This is a genomic window from Bacillus cereus group sp. BfR-BA-01380, assembly GCF_022663535.1.
GTDB lineage: Bacteria > Bacillota > Bacilli > Bacillales > Bacillaceae_G > Bacillus_A > Bacillus_A cereus_BB.
In genome coordinates, this window is sequence record NZ_JAKUFS010000005.1 from 51,680 (window position 1) to 69,814 (window position 18,135).

Below are 18,135 nucleotides of genomic sequence, written 5' to 3' on the forward strand. Positions count from 1 at the left end.
AGCTAGCTATTTATTATGAGTTTTTCTTTTTCACTTTACCAGACCAAGTTTTAAAGCCGCCTTGTAATTGATAAAAATCTTTATAGCCGTGTTTCTTTAAAAATTGTGCTGCGCGGCCTGTTCGGAAACCGTTTTGGCAATACATATAAATCGGTTGATCAGTACGAAGTTCTTTGTAACGAAGACGTATTTGTGAAATCGGAATATTGCGCGCTCCTAAAATGTGACCAGCATTATATTCGTCCGCTTCACGAATATCGATAAGCTGTGCCTTACGATAACCAGCGCGAAAGTCTTCTTCTGAAAGTGTTTTAATTAATTTTTTCTGATAGAAATACATCCATACAGAGTAGCCGATGATTCCTGCAGATATGGCTAGTAACATAATAACGTTTGTTGACACGATTATATCGCTCCCTTTTTCTTATCCTACTTTCCATATTATAATGCCCACATGTATTTATGCAACAAGTTCATTTTGTATTCGAAGAAATTTCATATTCTTTCACAAATTTTGTCGAATTTGATAGACTAGAGAATGTGAGGAAAATTAGTTATATGAGGTGTGGGATGGAAAAGGAAAAATGGTGTTATATAAATTCCGGTAAATGCTCTCCAGCGTTTAATATGGCGTTGGACGAGTGTTTATTAAATTGGCAAAGCGAAAAGAAAATGCCGCCGATAATTCGTTTTTATGAATGGGAAGTTCCGACAGTAACAGTCGGTTATTTTCAGCGTGTATCAAAAGAAATTGATATGGATGCAGTACATAGAAATGGTTTTGGTTTTGTACGTCGTCAAACGGGCGGGCGAGGCGTTCTTCATGATAAAGAATTAACGTATAGTGTCATTGTGTCTGAAGAGCATCCAAACATGCCGAAAACAGTAACAGAAGCATATCGTGTTATTTCACAAGGATTGTTAGATGGATTTAAAGAGTTAGGTTTAGAAGCATATTTCGCTGTACCAAAAACCGCTGAGGAGCGCGATAATTTGAAAAATCCTCGTTCAGCAGTTTGTTTTGATGCTCCGTCATGGTATGAAATTGTTGTAGAAGGTCGCAAAATTGCTGGAAGTGCACAAACTAGACAAAAAGGTGTTATTTTACAGCACGGTTCCATTCCGTTAGAAATCGACTTAGATATGCTGTATGATTTGTTCCTGTTTCCTAATGAACGTGTGAAAGAACGCATGAAAAAAATGTTCTCTTCAAAGGCAATTGCAATTAATGAATTAACGGATCGTACTTTTACAATTCAGCAGCTTATCGATGCATTCCATATTGGATTTGAAAAAGGATTAAATGTGGAGCTTGTTCCGTATGAGTTAACAGAAGAGCAACTTCATGAAGTAGAAACGTTGGCAAAAGAAAAATATGAAAGTGATGAATGGAATTATAAGAAATAAGGAGATGGATGCCCATCTCCTTATTTCTTATATGAATGAGAGCTCTCCAACAAGGAAAGCTCCGCTATATTATTTATAATAAGTTCAATACTTTTTCCACTTTAATGCCTTTTTGCTTTAATGAACGCAAACGGTTTACAATATCCATAATTTCTGTATCGAATGCTACCGATATTCCTTGTTTTTGTAACTCATTTTTTAAGTTCTCGATAGAATCGTCTACATCCATACCAAGTTCATAATCTTGACATACATCTACAGCATGTTTTACGAGACGAACATATTTTTCTTGTAGTTCAGAATTTGGTTGATTTGTCACAGGTTGTTTAACTGAAGGTGTTGGCTTTTCTGGAGTTGACGCCGTTACTACTTTTTGTACTGTAGTTGGTGCAACTACTTCTTTTTGTACAGGTTTTGGTGTAGTTTTCACTACTGGATCTGGATGCACCGGCTTTGGAATTGGTGCCTGTGTAGGTGCAACATTTACAACTGGTTTTGCTATAGGTGTCACTTCCTTTGAAGTCTCAGCTATTGCTTCTTTCTTTGGAATTGGTGTTTCGACAACGGCTAGCGTATTGTCTGTTACTTCTGCCATTTCTTCTTTCGTTTCTTTGCTCCACATAACGCGTTCAATTTGCAGTGAAACATTGTTTTTGTTCATGGCGCTTAATGTCACTTTCCCAACTTCAGCATTGCCAGTAAAATCGACAATTTTATAAATAACGCTCTTGTTCCAATCTACTTTTCCGCTCAAAAATAATTCTTCGTTACATTTTGGCGTTAAGCCCTCGATTTTAATTTCTGCGTTTACACCGTTTTCACTATACACCATAATTAGCGAAGCATTTACATCTTCGTCGGCTAACATTAGTTCACGTACCATTTTGCCGGTGCGTACTTGCGTTTTCTTCTTAAGTGACATCAAATTTCCCCTCTCAAAAATTTAGTAACAATAAAAATCCATATAACGAAAAATAATTGCTCACGAAGAAATATGATACCGATAATAAAAGCATCACGTCAACAATTTACTTTAATTATTTTGTATTTTTCTTTTTTGTTTATGAAATTTTTTAATTTGTAAAATTAGACAAACGAAAAAACAGCCCTCTGAAGAGCTGTTAGAATTTAGAAATCTTATATAATAATTTATAAACGATATAAAATAAAAAAGCAATAAAAGTACTTTGCCAAACTGTTAAATTGTAGGAGAGATAAGAAATTTGTTTAAGTTATATATACGAGAATACGGATGAAGAAAATGATATTGCAATTGTTAAACCAAGTGTAACTTCGTTTTCAGGTGTGAGAAGCTTACGTTTTTTATTGTTCAATTCAACCATATCTTTCGCCTTCATCAACTCCACTCTTCCTTTAACAAATCATTTACCTGGGTTGTTTATCCCCTTGTCACAATATCCTTTCTGTTGTATCATTTTATTGATTGCTTAGTGCGGAATTTATAAATTGAATTGGATGGAGGAAAACGATGCCTACTCCTAGTATGGAAGATTATATCGAACAAATTTATTTGCTAATTGAAGAAAAGGGATATGCCCGTGTATCTGATATTGCTGAAGCGCTTAATGTACATCCATCCTCTGTAACAAAAATGGTCCAAAAACTTGATAAAGATGAATATCTTATTTATGAAAAATATAGAGGGCTTGTATTAACAACAAAAGGGAAAAAGATTGGTAAGAGCCTTGTTTATCGTCATGAATTATTAGAACAGTTTATGCGTATTATCGGTGTAGATGAAAGTAAGATTTATAATGATGTAGAAGGAATTGAACATCATTTAAGCTGGGAAGCTATCGATCGCATTGGTGATTTGGTACAGTACTTTGAGCAAGATGAGCTTCGCATTGAAAAGCTTCGTAGTGTTCAAAAGGCAAATGAAGAGCAAACGCGGTAATTGAACATATTAAAACAAAAAAAGAAAGACCACACTTCTTAAAAAGAAGCACGGTCTTTCTTTTTGCCTTTTTTACCTTCAATGACTGTTAAATGGGATTGCTTTCTTTTTCGTTTTAGGAAGGAAGTATTTCCTTTCTTTCCTTTCGTATCGGAAGCACTTTTCTTTAACAGATTGTTACTTAGGGGTGTTACATTTTGTTTTCCATATTTTCGGTTTGATTGTTTCGCAGCACGTTTGTAGGAAGATTGTGAGCTATTAGCTGAACTGCTTGAACTTGTAAGCATTTTATAAAGTAAATAAAAGACACCAACAACAATGAGCATGATCACAATGTTTTTTACAACTCCCATTGGGTCTTCAATTGTGAATGATACAAGGTTAAATATTGCCAATCCAACAATTACAACAAATAGAGCGAACATAAATGAGCGACCGTTCATAAGGAACACCTCCTAAAAAGAAAGATATTTTAATTAGTTTATTAACGAAAGGCGAAAGAATTGAATACCATTACGAAAAAGTTATTGTTGTTTTCCTTCTAGACGCAGTAATTCTTCAAATGATGCAATTGCTACTTCAACTTGATCATTTGTTGGTTCTTTCGTCGTTAACAGCTGAAGCCATAGGCCAGGATATCCTAATGCGCGGAGCACTGGAACGCTTCGTAAGCTGTTTGTAAATTGCAACACTTCAAATGAAATACCTAGCACTACAGGGATGAGTAAAATCCGATTTAAAACGCGAACCCAAAGAGGGTCGGTTGGAACGAGAAAATATACAAACATCCCTATAATAACAGTAAATAAAATGAAGCTGCTACCGCACCGATAATGGAGACGAGTTTGCTTCTGTACATTTTTTACTGTCAATGGAAGATTGTTCTCATAGGCATTAATTACTTTATGTTCTGCTCCGTGATATTGAAATACACGTTTAATAAGTGGAGTCAGTGAAACAAAGTAAATGTAACTAAGTAATAACATGAGTTTAATAATACTTTCAACAATAATTTGCCCAGCATGAGATGGAAAAACAGGTCTTGTTAGTTCTGCTAAAAGCGCAGGAACTGCAGTGAAAATCACTTTTCCAAAGATAAAGGATAAAACACCGACTGCTGCAACGCTAAGTATCATCGTTAACTTCGACTTCTCTTCTTTTTTCTGTACGAATTGTGCATCCTCTGAAGGGTCTACATCAAATCGTTCTGAAGCAAAATTTAAATGCTTTGCTCCGTTTGCACTTGCATCAATAATTGCCGCGATTCCGCGTAGAAATGGAATTTTTTTAAACATAGACGATACTTTATTACGAACGCGAGGTAATCGATAAAATTCGATAGATTTATCTTTACGACGAATCGCTGTAACAGTATATTCTCTACCGCCAAACATAACTCCTTCTACTACCGCTTGACCGCCGTAGATTTGTTTTGTCTCTTCTGCCATGTCAACACCAACCTGTATTTGTTTCTCTCTTATCAGAAAAGAGGTAGCGACTCTAGGTGATGTCATTATATTATATGACATCACTACAGTTTCCTTTATTTTATCGACAAAAGTACATTTCTGACAAGGAAAATCGGCAGGTTAGGCGGACATTTCCTATTCTTTTTATAGACAAAATTCGCAGTATTTAAACATGCTATAAATAAGTTTCGGACATACTAGTAAGCGGAGGTGTGGATGTGAAACAAGAACAATCTGTCATGAAAAAAATTGTCCAAATTGGTGTGTTTGGAGGTTTGTTTTGGGGATCCGTTTGGTATTTTCTTCATATTTTTTCTTTTACTGTCGCGGGACCTAATTATTTTTTACTCCCGTTTGCGTTGGGAAATTGGAAAGAGGGGGTATGGGGGAATATAGCTGGTATTATATGTATGGGGATATTTTCAATTCTTGTAGCGTTTGTATATAAAGCAATTTTTAGTAAGTTTGAAGGTCTAATGCCAGGTATTATATACGGCCTTGTATGGTGGGGATTATTATTCTTTGTAATTGCTCCTGTTGCACCAGTTATAAAAAGTATGGTGGAAATGCCTAAGGAAACGATTGTAACGACAGCGTGTATTTTTATTTTATATGGTGTTTTTATTGCATACTCCGTTTCATTTGAGGTGAATAACAATACGAGTACAAGGGATGCGGAAAAGGCAAACTATTCAAATAAGTGAGAGGTATGGTAGAATATTATATAGACATTTTTTTATTAAGGAGTTAGATATATGAAGAAGTTGCTCCTCGTTAACGGTCCTAATTTAAACCGTCTTGGTGTGCGAGAAGTTAATGTATATGGTACGGGGACGTTAGCATCGTTAGAAACAGATATGAAGCAACAAGCGGAAAGTTTGGGAGTGGAGCTAGAGTGTTTCCAATCTAATCATGAAGGTGCCATTATTGATATCATTCATGAGGCTGAGGGTACATATAAAGGAATTATTCTAAATCCAGGGGCATTTACACATTATAGCTATGCAATCCGTGATGCAATTGCGAGTGTTTCGATTCCTGTTATTGAGATACATATTTCAAATATTCACCAGCGCGAATCGTTTCGCCACGTATCTGTTACGGCACCGGTCACAGCGGGACAAATTGTAGGATTCGGTTTGTATGGGTATCATTTAGCGTTACTTGCATTAGTGGAGAAAATTCAGGAGGCGTAATTCATGGAGAAACTTACAAAATTAAGAAGTGCATTTGGGGAAGCTGGTATTGATGGTATTTTATTAACGAATCAACATAGTCGTAGATATATGGCAAACTTTACAGGAACAGCAGGTGTTGTATTAATTTCAAGCGAACGCGCTTTATTTATTACAGATTTCCGGTACGTTGAACAAGCGCAAAAACAAGCGGTTGGTTATGAAATCGTACAGCATACAGGTACGATTCTTGAAGAAGTTGCAAAACAAGTAAAAGACTTAGGAATTCAAAGGCTTGGTTTTGAGCAAGATATTCTTACATACAGCTCTTATACGGCATATAAAGAAGAAGTTGATGCAGAATTTGTTGCAACATCTGGTATGGTAGAAAAGTTACGCTTGATTAAGACTGATTCAGAGATTAAGATATTAAAGGAAGCTGCACAGATTGCAGATGCTGCCTTTGAACATATTCTATCATTTATTCGCCCGGGAGTATCTGAGATTGAAGTGTCAAATGAACTTGAATTTTTCATGAGAAAGCAAGGAGCAACGTCTTCTTCGTTTGATATTATCGTTGCTTCGGGACTTCGTTCAGCATTGCCGCACGGCGTTGCGTCTGAAAAATTGATAGAAAAGGGAGATTTTGTTACATTAGACTTCGGTGCTTACTATAAAGGGTATTGTTCCGATATTACTCGTACAATTGCAGTAGGTGAGCCGGCTGATAAGTTAAAGGAAATTTATAATATCGTATTAGAAGCACAATTGCGTGGTGTAAACGGTATTAAAGCTGGTATAACTGGTCGTGAAGCAGATGCATTAACACGTGACTACATAACTGAAAAAGGATACGGTGAGTATTTCGGGCACTCTACAGGTCATGGAATTGGTCTTGAAATTCATGAAGCACCAAGTTTAGCATTCCGCTCTGAAACGGTACTTGAGCCGGGAATGGCAGTCACTGTAGAACCGGGAATTTATATTCCAAATGTAGGCGGAGTTCGCATTGAAGATGATATTATAGTAACAGCTGAAGGTAATGAAGTGTTAACTAAATCTCCAAAAGAACTTATCATTTTGTAATACACAGGAGGATTTTTTGCATGATTTCAGTAAACGATTTTCGTACAGGATTAACAATTGCGGTGGACAACAGCCTATGGCAGGTTATCGATTTCCAACACGTAAAACCAGGTAAAGGTGCAGCGTTCGTTCGCTCTAAATTACGTAACCTTCGCACAGGTTCTGTTCAAGAAAAAACATTCCGTGCTGGTGAAAAAGTAGAAAAAGCGCATATTGAAAACCGTCGTATGCAATATTTATATGCAAGTGGTGAAGCTCACGTATTCATGGATAATGGAACATACGAGCAAATCGAACTTGTTGAAAAGCAAATCGAACATGAATTAAAATTCTTGAAAGAAAACATGGAAATAGCAATCATGACATATCAAGGCGAAGTACTTGGTGTAGAACTTCCAAACACTGTTGAGTTAAAAGTTGTTGAAACAGAGCCAGGTATTAAAGGTGACACAGCTTCTAACGTAACAAAACCAGCTACACTAGAAACTGGTCTAGTTGTACAAGTACCAATCTTCATTAATGAAGGTGAAATGCTTATTATTAACACAGGAGAATCAAAATACGTTTCTCGTGCGTAATGAAAAACACTCGTGGATTGATCCACGAGTGTTTTTTTGTAACTCCTCAGTTATCCTGTGAAAAAAGACTGAAAAGCATCTTTTTTAAATGGGCGAGAGGGACTGGCTAAGTATAGGAGCGGTCAGGGCCCTTTCTTGCCACGTGCAAAGTTTTAAAACAAAGAAAGGCAGCAAGGTACTTTGCTGTTTTTATCTTTATGACCGCAATCTATCTGAGAATAGAGTGTATGGCTGAGTAGTTACGTTTTTTTATGTGAAATAAGGCAGGTAATAAATAACAGTCATAATAAAGCTAACGGTAAGCAATAAAAGGGTCCCGGTCATATAGGGATTCATTCGAATTTGAAAAGGTGTTACTTCTCCGCCGTCAAGCCCCGTCAAACCTTTTGTGATGGCACGATCCGTATTCGTGTTTCGGTTCATATTTAAAAGAAAAAGCCATGTGAGTCCAAAAATGGCCAAACTCCCTAAAAAGAAACTTTCCATGAATGTCCAATTAACAAATTTAGTGAATAAAAAAATAATAGATACTTCTACAATGAGTGTAAGTGTTATTTTTAGAATTTTCATATATTTCCTCTTTTTATTTCAATATAACATGTTTTTACAAAAAATTCTGCTTAATTTTATTTGATAAGCAAAAAATTCCTTTTTCACTTCTGAAATAGACAACCGGTGCATATGGTTGTACAAACGTACTCTTTCATCTTGTTTGAGCGGGATATATGTGTGTTGTTCGGGCGGTGTAAGGATAACGAGAGAAGGTGAGAGGATGAAACAGTGGCTAGCGGCATTTGAAACGTCTGTGCTTGTAATGGCGCTTCTTAGGATCTTCTCGGGGAGCATGGAGATTTTCGCCGCTTTGCTTATGTTGTATTTCAATGATGCCAAAAAAGCATTGTTCGTAAATGGCATGCTTGCATTTGTTGGTCCAACTGTTTTGATTGTAACGATGTCAATTGGCATTGCGAGTGTTACGAATGAAATTTCTTTTTTGAAATTATTTTTTTTGGCGCTTGGAATTGGTTGTATTTTTATTGCAGTACTGAAATAGCGATGTGATGGGGAGAGAGCTATGAAAGAAGTATTAGAGATGTTGCCAAGGCAAATCGAACGTTTTATACAAGACTATAAGGAATATGATGGATTGGAAGAAATACGGGTTCGGGTTGGTCGGCCGCTTGAATGTATTGCGCGCGGGGAAGCGCATTTTTATAACTATATTGTGACGACAGAAGACGCGGCATATTTGCTGAATAAGCTGAGTCAATATTCACTTTATACGATGGAAGAGGAATTGAAGCGAGGGTATGTTACATTGCGCGGAGGACATCGCGTTGGGTTAGCAGGCAAAGTCATTATGGAAAAGAGCGCAGTGAAAATGATTCGGGATGTGGCGTCATTTAATATTCGAATTGCTCGGCAAAAAAAGGGGATTGCTGAGCCGCTTATACCATATTTATATGAGAAGCATTGGCTAAATACAATGATTATCGGTCCACCGCAAACAGGAAAAACAACATTATTGCGTGATGTAGCACGCCTCATGAGTGCGGGTGTTCCAAGGCAACATATTCCTTCTTGTAAAGTTGGTATCGTAGACGAAAGATCAGAAATTGCGGGGTGTGTGAAAGGTGTTCCCCAATATGAGTTTGGAACAAGAGTAGATGTGTTAGATGCATGCCCAAAAGCAGAAGGTATGATGATGATGATTCGCTCAATGAGTCCCGATATATTAATTGTTGACGAAATCGGTCGTCCAGAAGATAGCGAAGCAATTATGGAAGCTGTTCATGCTGGTGTTCAATTGTTTACTAGTGTGCATGGACAAGGACATGAAGACATACTGAAACGACCTTCGCTAAGGAAAATTATAGAGCTGGGCGTGTTCGAACGTTTTATTGAGCTTTCTAAAATAAAAGGACCAGGAACGATTATGAATGTGAAGGATGGCAGCGGAAAGCCAATTCGCCGCGGAGAGAAGGTGCTGAGCGTATGATTAAATTTTTTGGCGCTGCACTCATTGTTGCTGTATCAACATTTTTTGGTTTTTCATATGCGAAGAAATATAGTGAACGCCCTCGCCAACTACGGTTGTTAAAGGCGGCTTTGCAATCACTTGAGGCGGAAATTATGTATGGACATACCCCTTTGTCTGAGGCTGCTGCACGCCTTGTAAAACAAATGCCTAAGCCTTTGAACTGGTTCTTTCATAGTTTTCACGAACGATTAGAAACGGGAGAGCAAACGGTTCGGGAAGCATGGATGGATAGTTTACAAGAAAATTGGAAACTCACAGCATTGAAGCAAACGGAATATGAGATTTTACAGCAATTTGGAGAAACGCTAGGACAACATGATCGTGAATCACAGCAAAAGCATATTCGTTTATGTATTACACATTTAGAGAGAGAAGAAGGAGAAGCAAAGGAAATGCAAATTCAGTACGAAAAGATGATGAAAAGTTTAGGAGTATTAGCAGGATTACTTATCGTTATTTTACTGTTGTAAGGGGGAAAGGTAATGTCGATCGACGTTGGGTTAATCTTTCAAATTGCAGGAATTGGTATTATTTTAGCTTTCATTCATACTGTGCTGAAAGAACTAAAGCGAGAAGATATTGCCAACTGGGTGATTCTCGTTGGTTTTGTCGTTATTTTATTTCAGGTTGCATTTTTAATAAACAATTTATTTGACAAAATTAAAAGCGTCTTTCTTTTTCATTAAAGGGGGCGATTCGAATCGAAATATTACAAATTGTAGGACTTGGACTTGTGGCGACTTTTTTGGCGGCAATATTGAATCAGCATAAATCGAGTGTAACTTCATTATTTATTGTGTTTGTTAGTAGCATTATGTTTTTACTTGTCATTGATCAAATTCATTCGATTTTAACGATGATTGAGCGTATTGCAAATGAAGCGAAAGTGAGCAATGTGTATGTAGAAACGCTGCTGAAAATTATTGGAATTGCTTATATTGCAGAATTCGGTGCACAAATTACGAAAGATGCAGGGCAAGGAGCAATCGCTTCAAAAATTGAATTAGCGGGAAAAATTTTAATTTTAGTGATGGCAATTCCGATATTAACTGTTGTGATTGAAACGATTCTCGGTTTTTTACCAACCGGATAAAGGAGGGGTGAATTGTGCGCTCGTTTGGAATAAAGCTTTCGATTGCTTTTTTCCTCTTTTTTTCTTTGCCAATTATCGTACAAGCTTCTCCCCCAGAACAAAATGTTGTAGATGAACAACTAGGAAAGCTTGGGATTGAAGATGTAAAGAAATATTGGGATGACCTTGTTACTAAGTACGGAGGGTATTTGCCGGAAAGCCAGAAGGGGAATTTTATGGAGTTTGTTAAAGGAGAAAAAGAGTTTTCAATTAAAGAGTGGATGATTGGATTACTAAAATATTTATTTCATGAATTAGTAGCGAACGGAAAGTTGCTTGGGACACTCATTATGCTTACTATTTTCAGCGCGCTTTTGCAATCGCTTCAATCTGCTTTTGCAAAAAGTAGCGTCGGGAAAATAGCGGATGCTGTTGTATATATGGTACTTATCGTCTTTGCTTTAAACAGTTTTTATGTTGTTATGACGTATACAAGAGACACTATTCAAACAATGATCGATTTCATTTTAGCGCTCCTTCCTATTTTGTTGGCGCTCATTGCGACAGGAGGCGGTGTTGTATCTGTTTCTTTCTTTCATCCAATTATCGTTTTTCTTATGAATACGAGCGGAATGCTCATGAATTATATTGTTTTACCGCTTCTTCTCCTCGCTACAATTTTAAGTATTGTCAGTACAATGAGCGATCAATATAAAGTTACAAAATTGTCCAAAATGTTGCAAAATGTTAGCGTTAGCATCATTGGGATTTTCTTAACAATCTTTTTGGGTGTGCTCTCTGTACAAGGAACAGCAACAGCAGTAGCGGATGGGATTGCTGTTAAAACAGCAAAATTCGTAACGGGAAACTTTATTCCAGTTGTCGGCCGGATGTTTACTGAAGCAGCAGACACTGTACTTAGTGCATCGGCGTTATTAAAAAATACAGTGGGGATTGTTGGGGTTGTTATTTTATTACTTATCGTTGCTTTTCCTGCTATTCAAATTTTCTGCATTGCGTTCATTTATAAATTTGCGGCAGCAGTGCTGCAACCTGTTGGTGGAGGAACAATTATCCAATGTTTGGACATTATCGGAAGAAGTATTATATACGTGTTTGCTTGCTTGGCTATTGTATCGTTCATGTTTTTTCTAAGTATCACGATTGTTATCGCAGCTGGAAATATTACGTTAATGATGCGTTAGGAGGTGAGAAGGTTGCAATTTGTCGTGGAGTGGATTCGAAATATAATTATGTTTCTACTATTAGCAACGATGCTTCATATGTTACTTCCTAATTCAAATTTACAAAAGTATGTCAAGTTTGTTGTAAGTTTGCTTCTAGTCGTTCTAATCTTAACCCCCTTATTTAAATTGTTTCAAACAGATATTCAAGATGTGATTGCAAATGCTAGTCAGGACAAGTATATGGCAAACGGATCAATAGAAAATAAAATTAATGAAAAGAAAAAAGAAATACAAGCCTCACAACGTGCATATATTTTAGAACAGATGGCTGTCCAAATGAAAAAACAAGTTGGGAAAGAGCTAGAAGAACAATATGGTATGGCCGTTATGAGTTTGCAGATAAAAGTACCAGAAGACAAAAAGGAAGTGAAATCTCAGCAAGATGTTCAATCTGTTGTTGTAACGCTTCAGGCAAATGAAAAAAGTCGAGAAGGAGCTATTGAAACGATTCAAAAGGTAGAAATTAACTCGAAGGAACCTCGGAAGACGTCAGAACAAAATACAGCCGAAATGAAACAATTCTTCTCAAACAAATGGCAATTAGAAGAGAAAAAAATTAAGATTCAGGTGGAAGGGGGGATAGGGAAAGTAAATGAATAATAAATTTCAATTTTTTCGCAATCTTTTTAAAGGAAATGAAAAAGATGAGAAAGAGAAAAAAATTTCAGCAAAGTTTTTAATCATTTTACTTATAGTTGGGATCATCCTTATGTTTTCTAGTAACCTTTTCCAAGCAAAAAAACCAGAAGTACCTGTTCTCAAATCGCAAACAGAGCAAGTAAAAGATGTACCAACATTTGGGCAAAAGAATAGCGACAACAAATCTATCATTGATAAATATGAAAAAGAATATGAACAACAATTAAAAGAAGCATTAGAAAGTGTTGCAGGCGTTAAAGATGTAACAATTGAAATTAATCTTGATTCATCAGAAGAAAAAATACTTGATAAAAATAAGGTGAAGCGATCGCAAACGACAGATGAAACAGATAAAGAAGGCGGAAAGCGGAAAGTTGAAGATGAATCGACAGATGAAAAAACAGTGATTGTACGCCAAGGTGATAAAGAGGCTCCTATTATACTTCGAGAAAATAAGCCGAAAGTTCGCGGCGTTCTTGTTGTTGCAAGAGGAGTGGATAATTTACAAGTGAAACAGATGGTGATAGAAGCTGTTTCACGTATGCTAGAGGTTCCAAGTCACCGTGTATCTGTTTTACCAAAAAAGAATTAGGGAGGAAATAAAGTGTTAAAAAAACAAACAGTTTGGTTATTAACGATGCTAAGTTTAGTTATTGTACTTTCAGTATACTATGTAATGACGCCAGATAATAAAACAAAGGTTGTAACAACATCATTAGGAGAGGGAGCGAAAGAGAAGCAAGGCTCTGAAAAGGAAACTAGTAAAAAAGAAACAGGCAAGAAAGAAGGGAATGTATCGAGTCACTCAGCTAGTGATGATAGTTTCACCGCACTTCGTTTAAAAATGGAGGATCAGCGCAGTGAAGTAAAGGAAAAATTGCAAGATGTAATGAACTCAACAACCTCTTCTGCTGAGGAGAGAAATAAAGCAAAAAATGAATTTGATGCATTGAGTGATTTAGCAACAAAAGAAACATTATTAGAAACATTAATTAAAACAGAAGGCGGTTATAAAGATACACTTGTACGTGCAGATGGAAATGATGTTAAAGTGACAGTAAAAGCAGCAAAACTTTCTGCAAAAGAAGCAAATAAAATTATACAGCTTGTAAAAAGTGAGACGGGCTTAATGGCAGATGTTCGATATGAAATAGCAAAGTAAAAAGCTATCGATTTTTTCGATAGCTTTTTTTATCTACTAGGAGTTCATCTAACAATCGCAGTTCAATTTCTTTTGTTTTTATAGGAGAAATTCGTTGTGAGTGAAAAATTAGCGGTTCTTGATGAGAGCGATTACTTTTTCCGCATTTCATTTGAATAAAGAGAGCTACACCCCAAATTATAACAGCTGGTAGAAAGAGAATAAGCCAAATGTTCACATCCCACACCTCACTGTATATGATTCTATTTTTACGATACTATTCTTATATGAAGGGAATATGAAGTGGATGTAAATAAACTTCAATTATTTAGTAAAAAATATATAAACTCACATAAAGTGAAACTTTAATCAGTGGGGGTTTTCTTCATCCCCCACTGATTATCAGCCCTCACCAATCGGGCTTTTACGGGCAGTTTATCTCCCGCCTAACTTCTTCAGAAAAGCGGAAGCGGCTCGCTCAGAATCGCAGGACGCCCACGCACAGGGCGGAGAAGCGCTTTTTGCCTCGTCCGAGGGGGCGAAACGGCCGGAGATTCTAGCCGCTAGAGCTGGACAACAAAGAAATGTGGAAGTGGCTCGTCCAGAATGTGAAGCGAAGCCACCGAACATTCTAGCCACTGGAACTGGACAATGCTTTTGCTGAATTTTGAGGCGGGAGTATTACTGCCCGCAAATAGCGGGATAAATAAATGCAAATTGAAAACACAACATAAAAACCCTTTTTTTAGGGGGGGCGAGAGCGTCTGGCCTCACAGAGGATACATTCTGCATAGTTGCGATTTGTGGGTTGAAAAGTCAAAGTGGATTTATATAAATGAAGTGGATGAGAGTGTTTTTTAGGAAGTGGTCTTGCCAATTTTGAGTGAAACTTGGTATTATTACTAGGTAGTAAAATAGCATACTGTTATTTTCACAGGAATTTTCATACATCATACAGAAGAAATAAAATTGGAATGTTGAAAATATTTATCGTAAGATGAATATAAATACATTTTGATTTTTCGGCATATAAGTCGCTGTTATGCATCATACAACATGACCGCTACTTGCTTTCTCCTTTTGTTTTAAACCCGGCATGTGGTAGGAAAAGGCTCTGACCGCTTCTATGCATGGCCAGACGCTCTCGCCCGCATAAAAAGAACGAGGGTTTTATGTCGATTTTTTAATTTGTATTTATATAGTATGAAACTTCATAGTAGTTTTTCATTGATAGTACGAGAAGGAATTTATGATGGATTGTTCTAGCAGGATTCAGTGAGTGGTATTTATTACTGATGACTTGAGCTGTTACAACAGGAAAAACAAGTATATAGGAGTGGATTTTACATGTTTAAAATTCAAGAAGTTCGTGAATTAATTAAGCTAATTGATGATTCTAATATTGATGAATTCGAATACAAAAAAGATGGTACTACAATTAAGATGAAAAAGCGTGGCAATGAAGTAATTGCTATACAACCTGCCCCGGCAGTGCAGAAACCTGTACAAGCTGTAGTGCCAGAAGTAGTTGCTGCACCAGCTCAAAGCGAAGCTCCAAAGCAAGAAGAGAAACAAGCATTACAAGATGAGAACTTACTAAAAATTACTTCTCCGATGGTTGGAACGTTCTATGCTTCTCCATCACCAGATGCGCAAGCATATATAAATGTTGGAGATCGCGTAACAGAAGGGAAAATTGTTTGTATCGTAGAAGCGATGAAACTTTTTAATGAAATTGAAGCAGAAGTAAATGGGGAAATCGTTGAAATTCTTGTGAATAACGGTCAGCTTGTTGAATATGGACAACCGCTATTTCTTGTAAAAGCATAATAAGGGAGTCTGGAATCATGATTAAAAAAGTATTAATTGCGAATCGCGGGGAAATTGCGGTACGAATTATTCGTGCTTGCAAAGAAATGAATATTGAAACAGTTGCAATTTATTCTGAAGCAGATAAAGAAGCACTTCATGTACAAATTGCCGATGAAGCATACTGCGTTGGTCCAACTGTATCAAAGGAAAGTTATTTAAACTTAACAAACATTATTAGTGTTGCAAAATTAACGGGTTGTGATGCAATTCACCCTGGATATGGATTTTTAGCAGAAAATGCTGATTTTGCAGAGCTTTGTCGTGAATGTAATTTGATTTTTATCGGTCCAAGCCCAGAAGCTATTTCAAAAATGGGCACAAAAGACGTTGCGCGTGATACAATGAAGGAAGCAGGGGTTCCGATTGTACCAGGTTCACAAGGAATTATTAAAAATATCGAAGAGGCAGTAACACTTGCAGAGAGAATTGGATATCCTGTTATTATTAAAGCAACAGCGGGCGGCGGCGGTAAGGGAATTCGCGTTGCGCGCACGGAAGAAGAGCTTGTAAAAGGAATTCAAATTACACAGCAAGAAGCAAGTACCGCTTTTGGAAACCCTGGTGTATACTTAGAAAAGTATATTGAAGATTTCCGTCATGTAGAAATTCAAGTGATGGCAGATAACCATGGTAACGTCATTCATTTAGGAGAGCGCGATTGTACAATTCAGCGTCGTTTGCAAAAATTGTTAGAAGAGTCACCATCTCCAGCCTTAGATGCTACTATCCGTCAACGAATGGGAGAAGCAGCAGTAAAAGCGGCAGCAGCAGTAGATTATACAGGTGCTGGCACAGTTGAATTTATTTACGAATATAAAACGAAAAGTTTCTACTTCATGGAAATGAATACGCGAATTCAAGTTGAGCATCCTGTAACTGAAATGGTGACGGGAGTAGACCTTATTAAAGAACAAATTCGCGTTGCATCAGGAGAGCAGTTATCGCTGCAACAAGAAGAAGTACAATTTAACGGTTGGGCAATTGAGTGCCGAATTAATGCGGAAAACCCTGCCAAAAACTTTATGCCATCTCCAGGTAAGGTAAAAATGTATTTACCGCCAGGAGGATTTGGTATTCGCGTCGATTCAGCTGTATATCCTGGGTATACGATTCCGCCTTATTATGATTCGATGGTTGCAAAGCTCATCGTTTATGGAAAAACACGTGAAGAAGCAATTGCGAAAATGAAGCGAGCGTTAAGTGAATTCGTCATTGAGGGCGTACATACGACGATCCCGTTTCATTTGCAACTTCTTGACCACCCTGAATTCGTACAAGGTGAATTTAATACGAAGTTTTTAGAACAGCATGATTTAACGGCGCACTGATACATTTAAAGGAGGTTTTTTCATGGCTGAACATATGTTAGACATGGGACAAGATACAACTCTTGGTAAAGTAGAAATCGCACCGGAAGTAATTGAAGTAATTGCAGGTATTGCTGCTTCTGAAGTAGAAGGCGTAGCAGCAATGCGTGGTAACTTTGCAACAGATGTTGTTGAGAAGTTAGGAAAGAAAAATCATGGAAAAGGCGTAAAAGTAGAATTGGCAAATGATGATATTATCGTTGATGTTTACGTACTAATGTATTTTGGTGTAGCAATTCCAGTTGTTGCACAAAACATTCAAGATAATATTCGTCAAGCGCTGTCTACAATGACAGGCCTTGAACCGAAAGAAATAAACGTGCATATCGTTGGTGTAACATTTGAAGCACCAAAGACAGAAATTGAACCAGTATAATACTGAAAAAGGTGCCTTGTTATTCAGGCACCTTTTTATCATTTTGTCTTCTTCTATTTAAACTCGAGAGAAATTATATTGTTCGAAAAAGTGAAAAAATTAAAGGTGAATTCGAGTTTTTGAAAAAAACGTACATTGTGGTATGATATGGAACTTGAAGTTAATCTTTTTATTATTTTTCCGTGAGGGAACTCGTGTATGAAACGACAAATTGTGGTATTATCATTGTATTATAAGATTGAAGGGTCAGCAAAAATTATAAAGGGTAAGTAATTCGATGGCTTATAAATTATAATAATATAACAAAACATAAGGAAAGACTTGAAGTACAAAGGAGAGTTATAATGAAACGTAGGACGGCTAGAGAAAGAGCGATGCAAGCACTTTATCAAATGGACATTACAGGAGACTACAATCCGAAAGCAGCAGTAGAAAACACACTTGAAGAAGGCGAAAATACAAATGAATTTTTAGAAGCACTTGTCTTCGGATGTGTAGAGCATAAAGAAGCAATTGATGAGCTTATTCGTCAAAATTTAAAAAAGTGGAAATTAGAACGCATTAGCATTGTTGATCGTAGTATTTTACGACTTGCTGTGTATGAAATGAAATACATGGAAGATATTCCACACAGCGTATCTATGAACGAGGCAATTGAAATTGCAAAAGCATATGGAGACGAGGAATCTCGTCGTTTTATTAACGGCGTTTTATCTAGTATACAGTAAAACTTTCTTGGGCGGGGAA

Annotated in this window: 26 protein-coding genes; 19 read left to right on the forward strand and 7 right to left on the reverse strand. The window is 36.9% G+C overall.

The window, feature by feature from the left end; genetic code table 11:
• Window positions 1–13: 13 nt before the first annotated feature.
• Window positions 14–403, reverse strand: coding sequence for a rhodanese-like domain-containing protein (locus MR076_RS06355; RefSeq protein ID WP_242218816.1), 390 nt, complete (start codon window positions 401–403; stop codon window positions 14–16).
• A 167-nt stretch (window positions 404–570) separates the two neighbouring features.
• Here MR076_RS06355 and MR076_RS06360 point away from each other — a divergent pair, with 167 nt between their 5' ends.
• The gene (locus MR076_RS06360; RefSeq protein WP_242218818.1) at window positions 571–1,407 is read left to right on the forward strand and encodes a lipoate--protein ligase family protein; all 837 of its coding nucleotides are present in this window, start codon (window positions 571–573) and stop codon (window positions 1,405–1,407) included.
• A gap of 73 nt (window positions 1,408–1,480) precedes the next feature.
• Here MR076_RS06360 and MR076_RS06365 read toward each other — a convergent pair whose 3' ends face one another.
• Entirely contained in the window at window positions 1,481–2,329 is an 849-nt protein-coding gene (locus MR076_RS06365; RefSeq protein WP_242218819.1) for a hypothetical protein, read from the reverse strand.
• Between the two features lie 310 nt (window positions 2,330–2,639).
• Window positions 2,640–2,765: a hypothetical protein gene (locus tag MR076_RS26345; RefSeq protein WP_277928398.1), complete on the reverse strand. Its 126-nt coding sequence runs from the start codon at window positions 2,763–2,765 to the stop codon at window positions 2,640–2,642.
• A gap of 131 nt (window positions 2,766–2,896) precedes the next feature.
• Between MR076_RS26345 and mntR the strand changes: the two genes are divergently transcribed.
• Window positions 2,897–3,325 (forward strand): transcriptional regulator MntR, encoded by a 429-nt coding sequence (gene mntR / locus MR076_RS06370; protein ID WP_242218821.1) that lies wholly within the window; start codon window positions 2,897–2,899, stop codon window positions 3,323–3,325.
• Window positions 3,326–3,363: 38 nt separating this feature from the next.
• Here the strand turns inward: mntR and MR076_RS06375 are convergent, their stop codons facing one another.
• Both MR076_RS06375 and MR076_RS06380 read right to left on the reverse strand, forming a co-directional pair.
• On the reverse strand, window positions 3,364–3,768 hold the full coding sequence (locus MR076_RS06375; RefSeq protein ID WP_242218823.1) for an SA1362 family protein: 405 nt from the start codon (window positions 3,766–3,768) through the stop codon (window positions 3,364–3,366).
• 81 nt (window positions 3,769–3,849) lie between these two features.
• Complete coding sequence (locus MR076_RS06380; protein ID WP_242219205.1) at window positions 3,850–4,773, reverse strand: DUF1385 domain-containing protein; 924 nt, start codon at window positions 4,771–4,773, stop codon at window positions 3,850–3,852.
• Window positions 4,774–5,012: 239 nt separating this feature from the next.
• Here MR076_RS06380 and MR076_RS06385 point away from each other — a divergent pair, with 239 nt between their 5' ends.
• From MR076_RS06385 to efp, 4 genes are read left to right on the forward strand one after another with little or no spacing between them, the layout of a single operon-like run.
• Window positions 5,013–5,498, forward strand: coding sequence for a YqhR family membrane protein (locus tag MR076_RS06385; RefSeq protein WP_313897308.1), 486 nt, complete (start codon window positions 5,013–5,015; stop codon window positions 5,496–5,498).
• A 51-nt stretch (window positions 5,499–5,549) separates the two neighbouring features.
• Window positions 5,550–5,990: a type II 3-dehydroquinate dehydratase gene (gene aroQ / locus MR076_RS06390; RefSeq protein WP_242218826.1), complete on the forward strand. Its 441-nt coding sequence runs from the start codon at window positions 5,550–5,552 to the stop codon at window positions 5,988–5,990.
• A gap of 3 nt (window positions 5,991–5,993) precedes the next feature.
• Complete coding sequence (gene pepQ / locus MR076_RS06395) at window positions 5,994–7,055, forward strand: Xaa-Pro dipeptidase (protein WP_242218828.1); 1,062 nt, start codon at window positions 5,994–5,996, stop codon at window positions 7,053–7,055.
• 20 nt (window positions 7,056–7,075) lie between these two features.
• Entirely contained in the window at window positions 7,076–7,633 is a 558-nt protein-coding gene (gene efp / locus MR076_RS06400) for an elongation factor P (RefSeq protein ID WP_242218830.1), read from the forward strand.
• Window positions 7,634–7,882: 249 nt separating this feature from the next.
• On the opposite strand, the gene MR076_RS06405 is transcribed toward efp, so the two are convergent.
• Window positions 7,883–8,203: a hypothetical protein gene (locus MR076_RS06405; protein WP_242218832.1), complete on the reverse strand. Its 321-nt coding sequence runs from the start codon at window positions 8,201–8,203 to the stop codon at window positions 7,883–7,885.
• 202 nt (window positions 8,204–8,405) lie between these two features.
• Between MR076_RS06405 and MR076_RS06410 the strand changes: the two genes are divergently transcribed.
• The 9 genes from MR076_RS06410 to MR076_RS06450 are packed head-to-tail and all read left to right on the forward strand — an operon-like array spanning window position 8,406 to window position 13,794.
• Window positions 8,406–8,687, forward strand: coding sequence for a YqhV family protein (locus MR076_RS06410; RefSeq protein ID WP_035429538.1), 282 nt, complete (start codon window positions 8,406–8,408; stop codon window positions 8,685–8,687).
• 21 nt (window positions 8,688–8,708) lie between these two features.
• Entirely contained in the window at window positions 8,709–9,632 is a 924-nt protein-coding gene (spoIIIAA, locus tag MR076_RS06415) for a stage III sporulation protein AA (RefSeq protein ID WP_242218834.1), read from the forward strand.
• Window positions 9,629–10,144 (forward strand): stage III sporulation protein SpoIIIAB, encoded by a 516-nt coding sequence (spoIIIAB, locus tag MR076_RS06420; protein WP_090913890.1) that lies wholly within the window; start codon window positions 9,629–9,631, stop codon window positions 10,142–10,144. The genes spoIIIAA and spoIIIAB overlap by 4 nt, the downstream gene beginning before the upstream one ends.
• 12 nt (window positions 10,145–10,156) lie before the next feature.
• Window positions 10,157–10,360: a stage III sporulation protein AC gene (gene spoIIIAC, locus MR076_RS06425; RefSeq protein ID WP_242218836.1), complete on the forward strand. Its 204-nt coding sequence runs from the start codon at window positions 10,157–10,159 to the stop codon at window positions 10,358–10,360.
• 20 nt (window positions 10,361–10,380) lie between these two features.
• The gene (gene spoIIIAD, locus MR076_RS06430) at window positions 10,381–10,767 is read left to right on the forward strand and encodes a stage III sporulation protein AD (RefSeq protein ID WP_396021675.1); all 387 of its coding nucleotides are present in this window, start codon (window positions 10,381–10,383) and stop codon (window positions 10,765–10,767) included.
• 11 nt (window positions 10,768–10,778) lie between these two features.
• Complete coding sequence (gene spoIIIAE / locus MR076_RS06435) at window positions 10,779–11,951, forward strand: stage III sporulation protein AE (RefSeq protein WP_242219211.1); 1,173 nt, start codon at window positions 10,779–10,781, stop codon at window positions 11,949–11,951.
• Between the two features lie 12 nt (window positions 11,952–11,963).
• Complete coding sequence (gene spoIIIAF, locus MR076_RS06440; RefSeq protein WP_242218838.1) at window positions 11,964–12,593, forward strand: stage III sporulation protein AF; 630 nt, start codon at window positions 11,964–11,966, stop codon at window positions 12,591–12,593.
• Window positions 12,586–13,224 (forward strand): stage III sporulation protein AG, encoded by a 639-nt coding sequence (spoIIIAG, locus tag MR076_RS06445; protein ID WP_242218841.1) that lies wholly within the window; start codon window positions 12,586–12,588, stop codon window positions 13,222–13,224. Before spoIIIAF ends, spoIIIAG begins: the two co-directional genes overlap by 8 nt.
• A gap of 12 nt (window positions 13,225–13,236) precedes the next feature.
• A complete protein-coding gene (locus MR076_RS06450) occupies window positions 13,237–13,794 on the forward strand; it encodes a SpoIIIAH-like family protein (RefSeq protein ID WP_242218842.1) in 558 nt (185 codons plus the stop codon).
• Between the two features lie 4 nt (window positions 13,795–13,798).
• On the opposite strand, the gene MR076_RS06455 is transcribed toward MR076_RS06450, so the two are convergent.
• The gene (locus MR076_RS06455; protein WP_242218844.1) at window positions 13,799–14,011 is read right to left on the reverse strand and encodes a DNA recombination protein RecO; all 213 of its coding nucleotides are present in this window, start codon (window positions 14,009–14,011) and stop codon (window positions 13,799–13,801) included.
• A 1,109-nt stretch (window positions 14,012–15,120) separates the two neighbouring features.
• On the opposite strand from MR076_RS06455, the gene accB reads away from it, so the two are divergent.
• The 4 genes from accB to nusB all read left to right on the forward strand — a co-directional run bounded on the left by accB (window position 15,121) and on the right by nusB (window position 18,116).
• The gene (gene accB / locus MR076_RS06460; protein ID WP_242218846.1) at window positions 15,121–15,603 is read left to right on the forward strand and encodes an acetyl-CoA carboxylase biotin carboxyl carrier protein; all 483 of its coding nucleotides are present in this window, start codon (window positions 15,121–15,123) and stop codon (window positions 15,601–15,603) included.
• Between the two features lie 17 nt (window positions 15,604–15,620).
• Window positions 15,621–16,973: an acetyl-CoA carboxylase biotin carboxylase subunit gene (accC, locus tag MR076_RS06465; RefSeq protein WP_242218848.1), complete on the forward strand. Its 1,353-nt coding sequence runs from the start codon at window positions 15,621–15,623 to the stop codon at window positions 16,971–16,973.
• A gap of 22 nt (window positions 16,974–16,995) precedes the next feature.
• Window positions 16,996–17,388: an Asp23/Gls24 family envelope stress response protein gene (locus MR076_RS06470; protein ID WP_242218850.1), complete on the forward strand. Its 393-nt coding sequence runs from the start codon at window positions 16,996–16,998 to the stop codon at window positions 17,386–17,388.
• Window positions 17,389–17,732: 344 nt separating this feature from the next.
• Complete coding sequence (nusB, locus tag MR076_RS06475; RefSeq protein WP_242218852.1) at window positions 17,733–18,116, forward strand: transcription antitermination factor NusB; 384 nt, start codon at window positions 17,733–17,735, stop codon at window positions 18,114–18,116.
• Window positions 18,117–18,135: the final 19 nt, after the last annotated feature.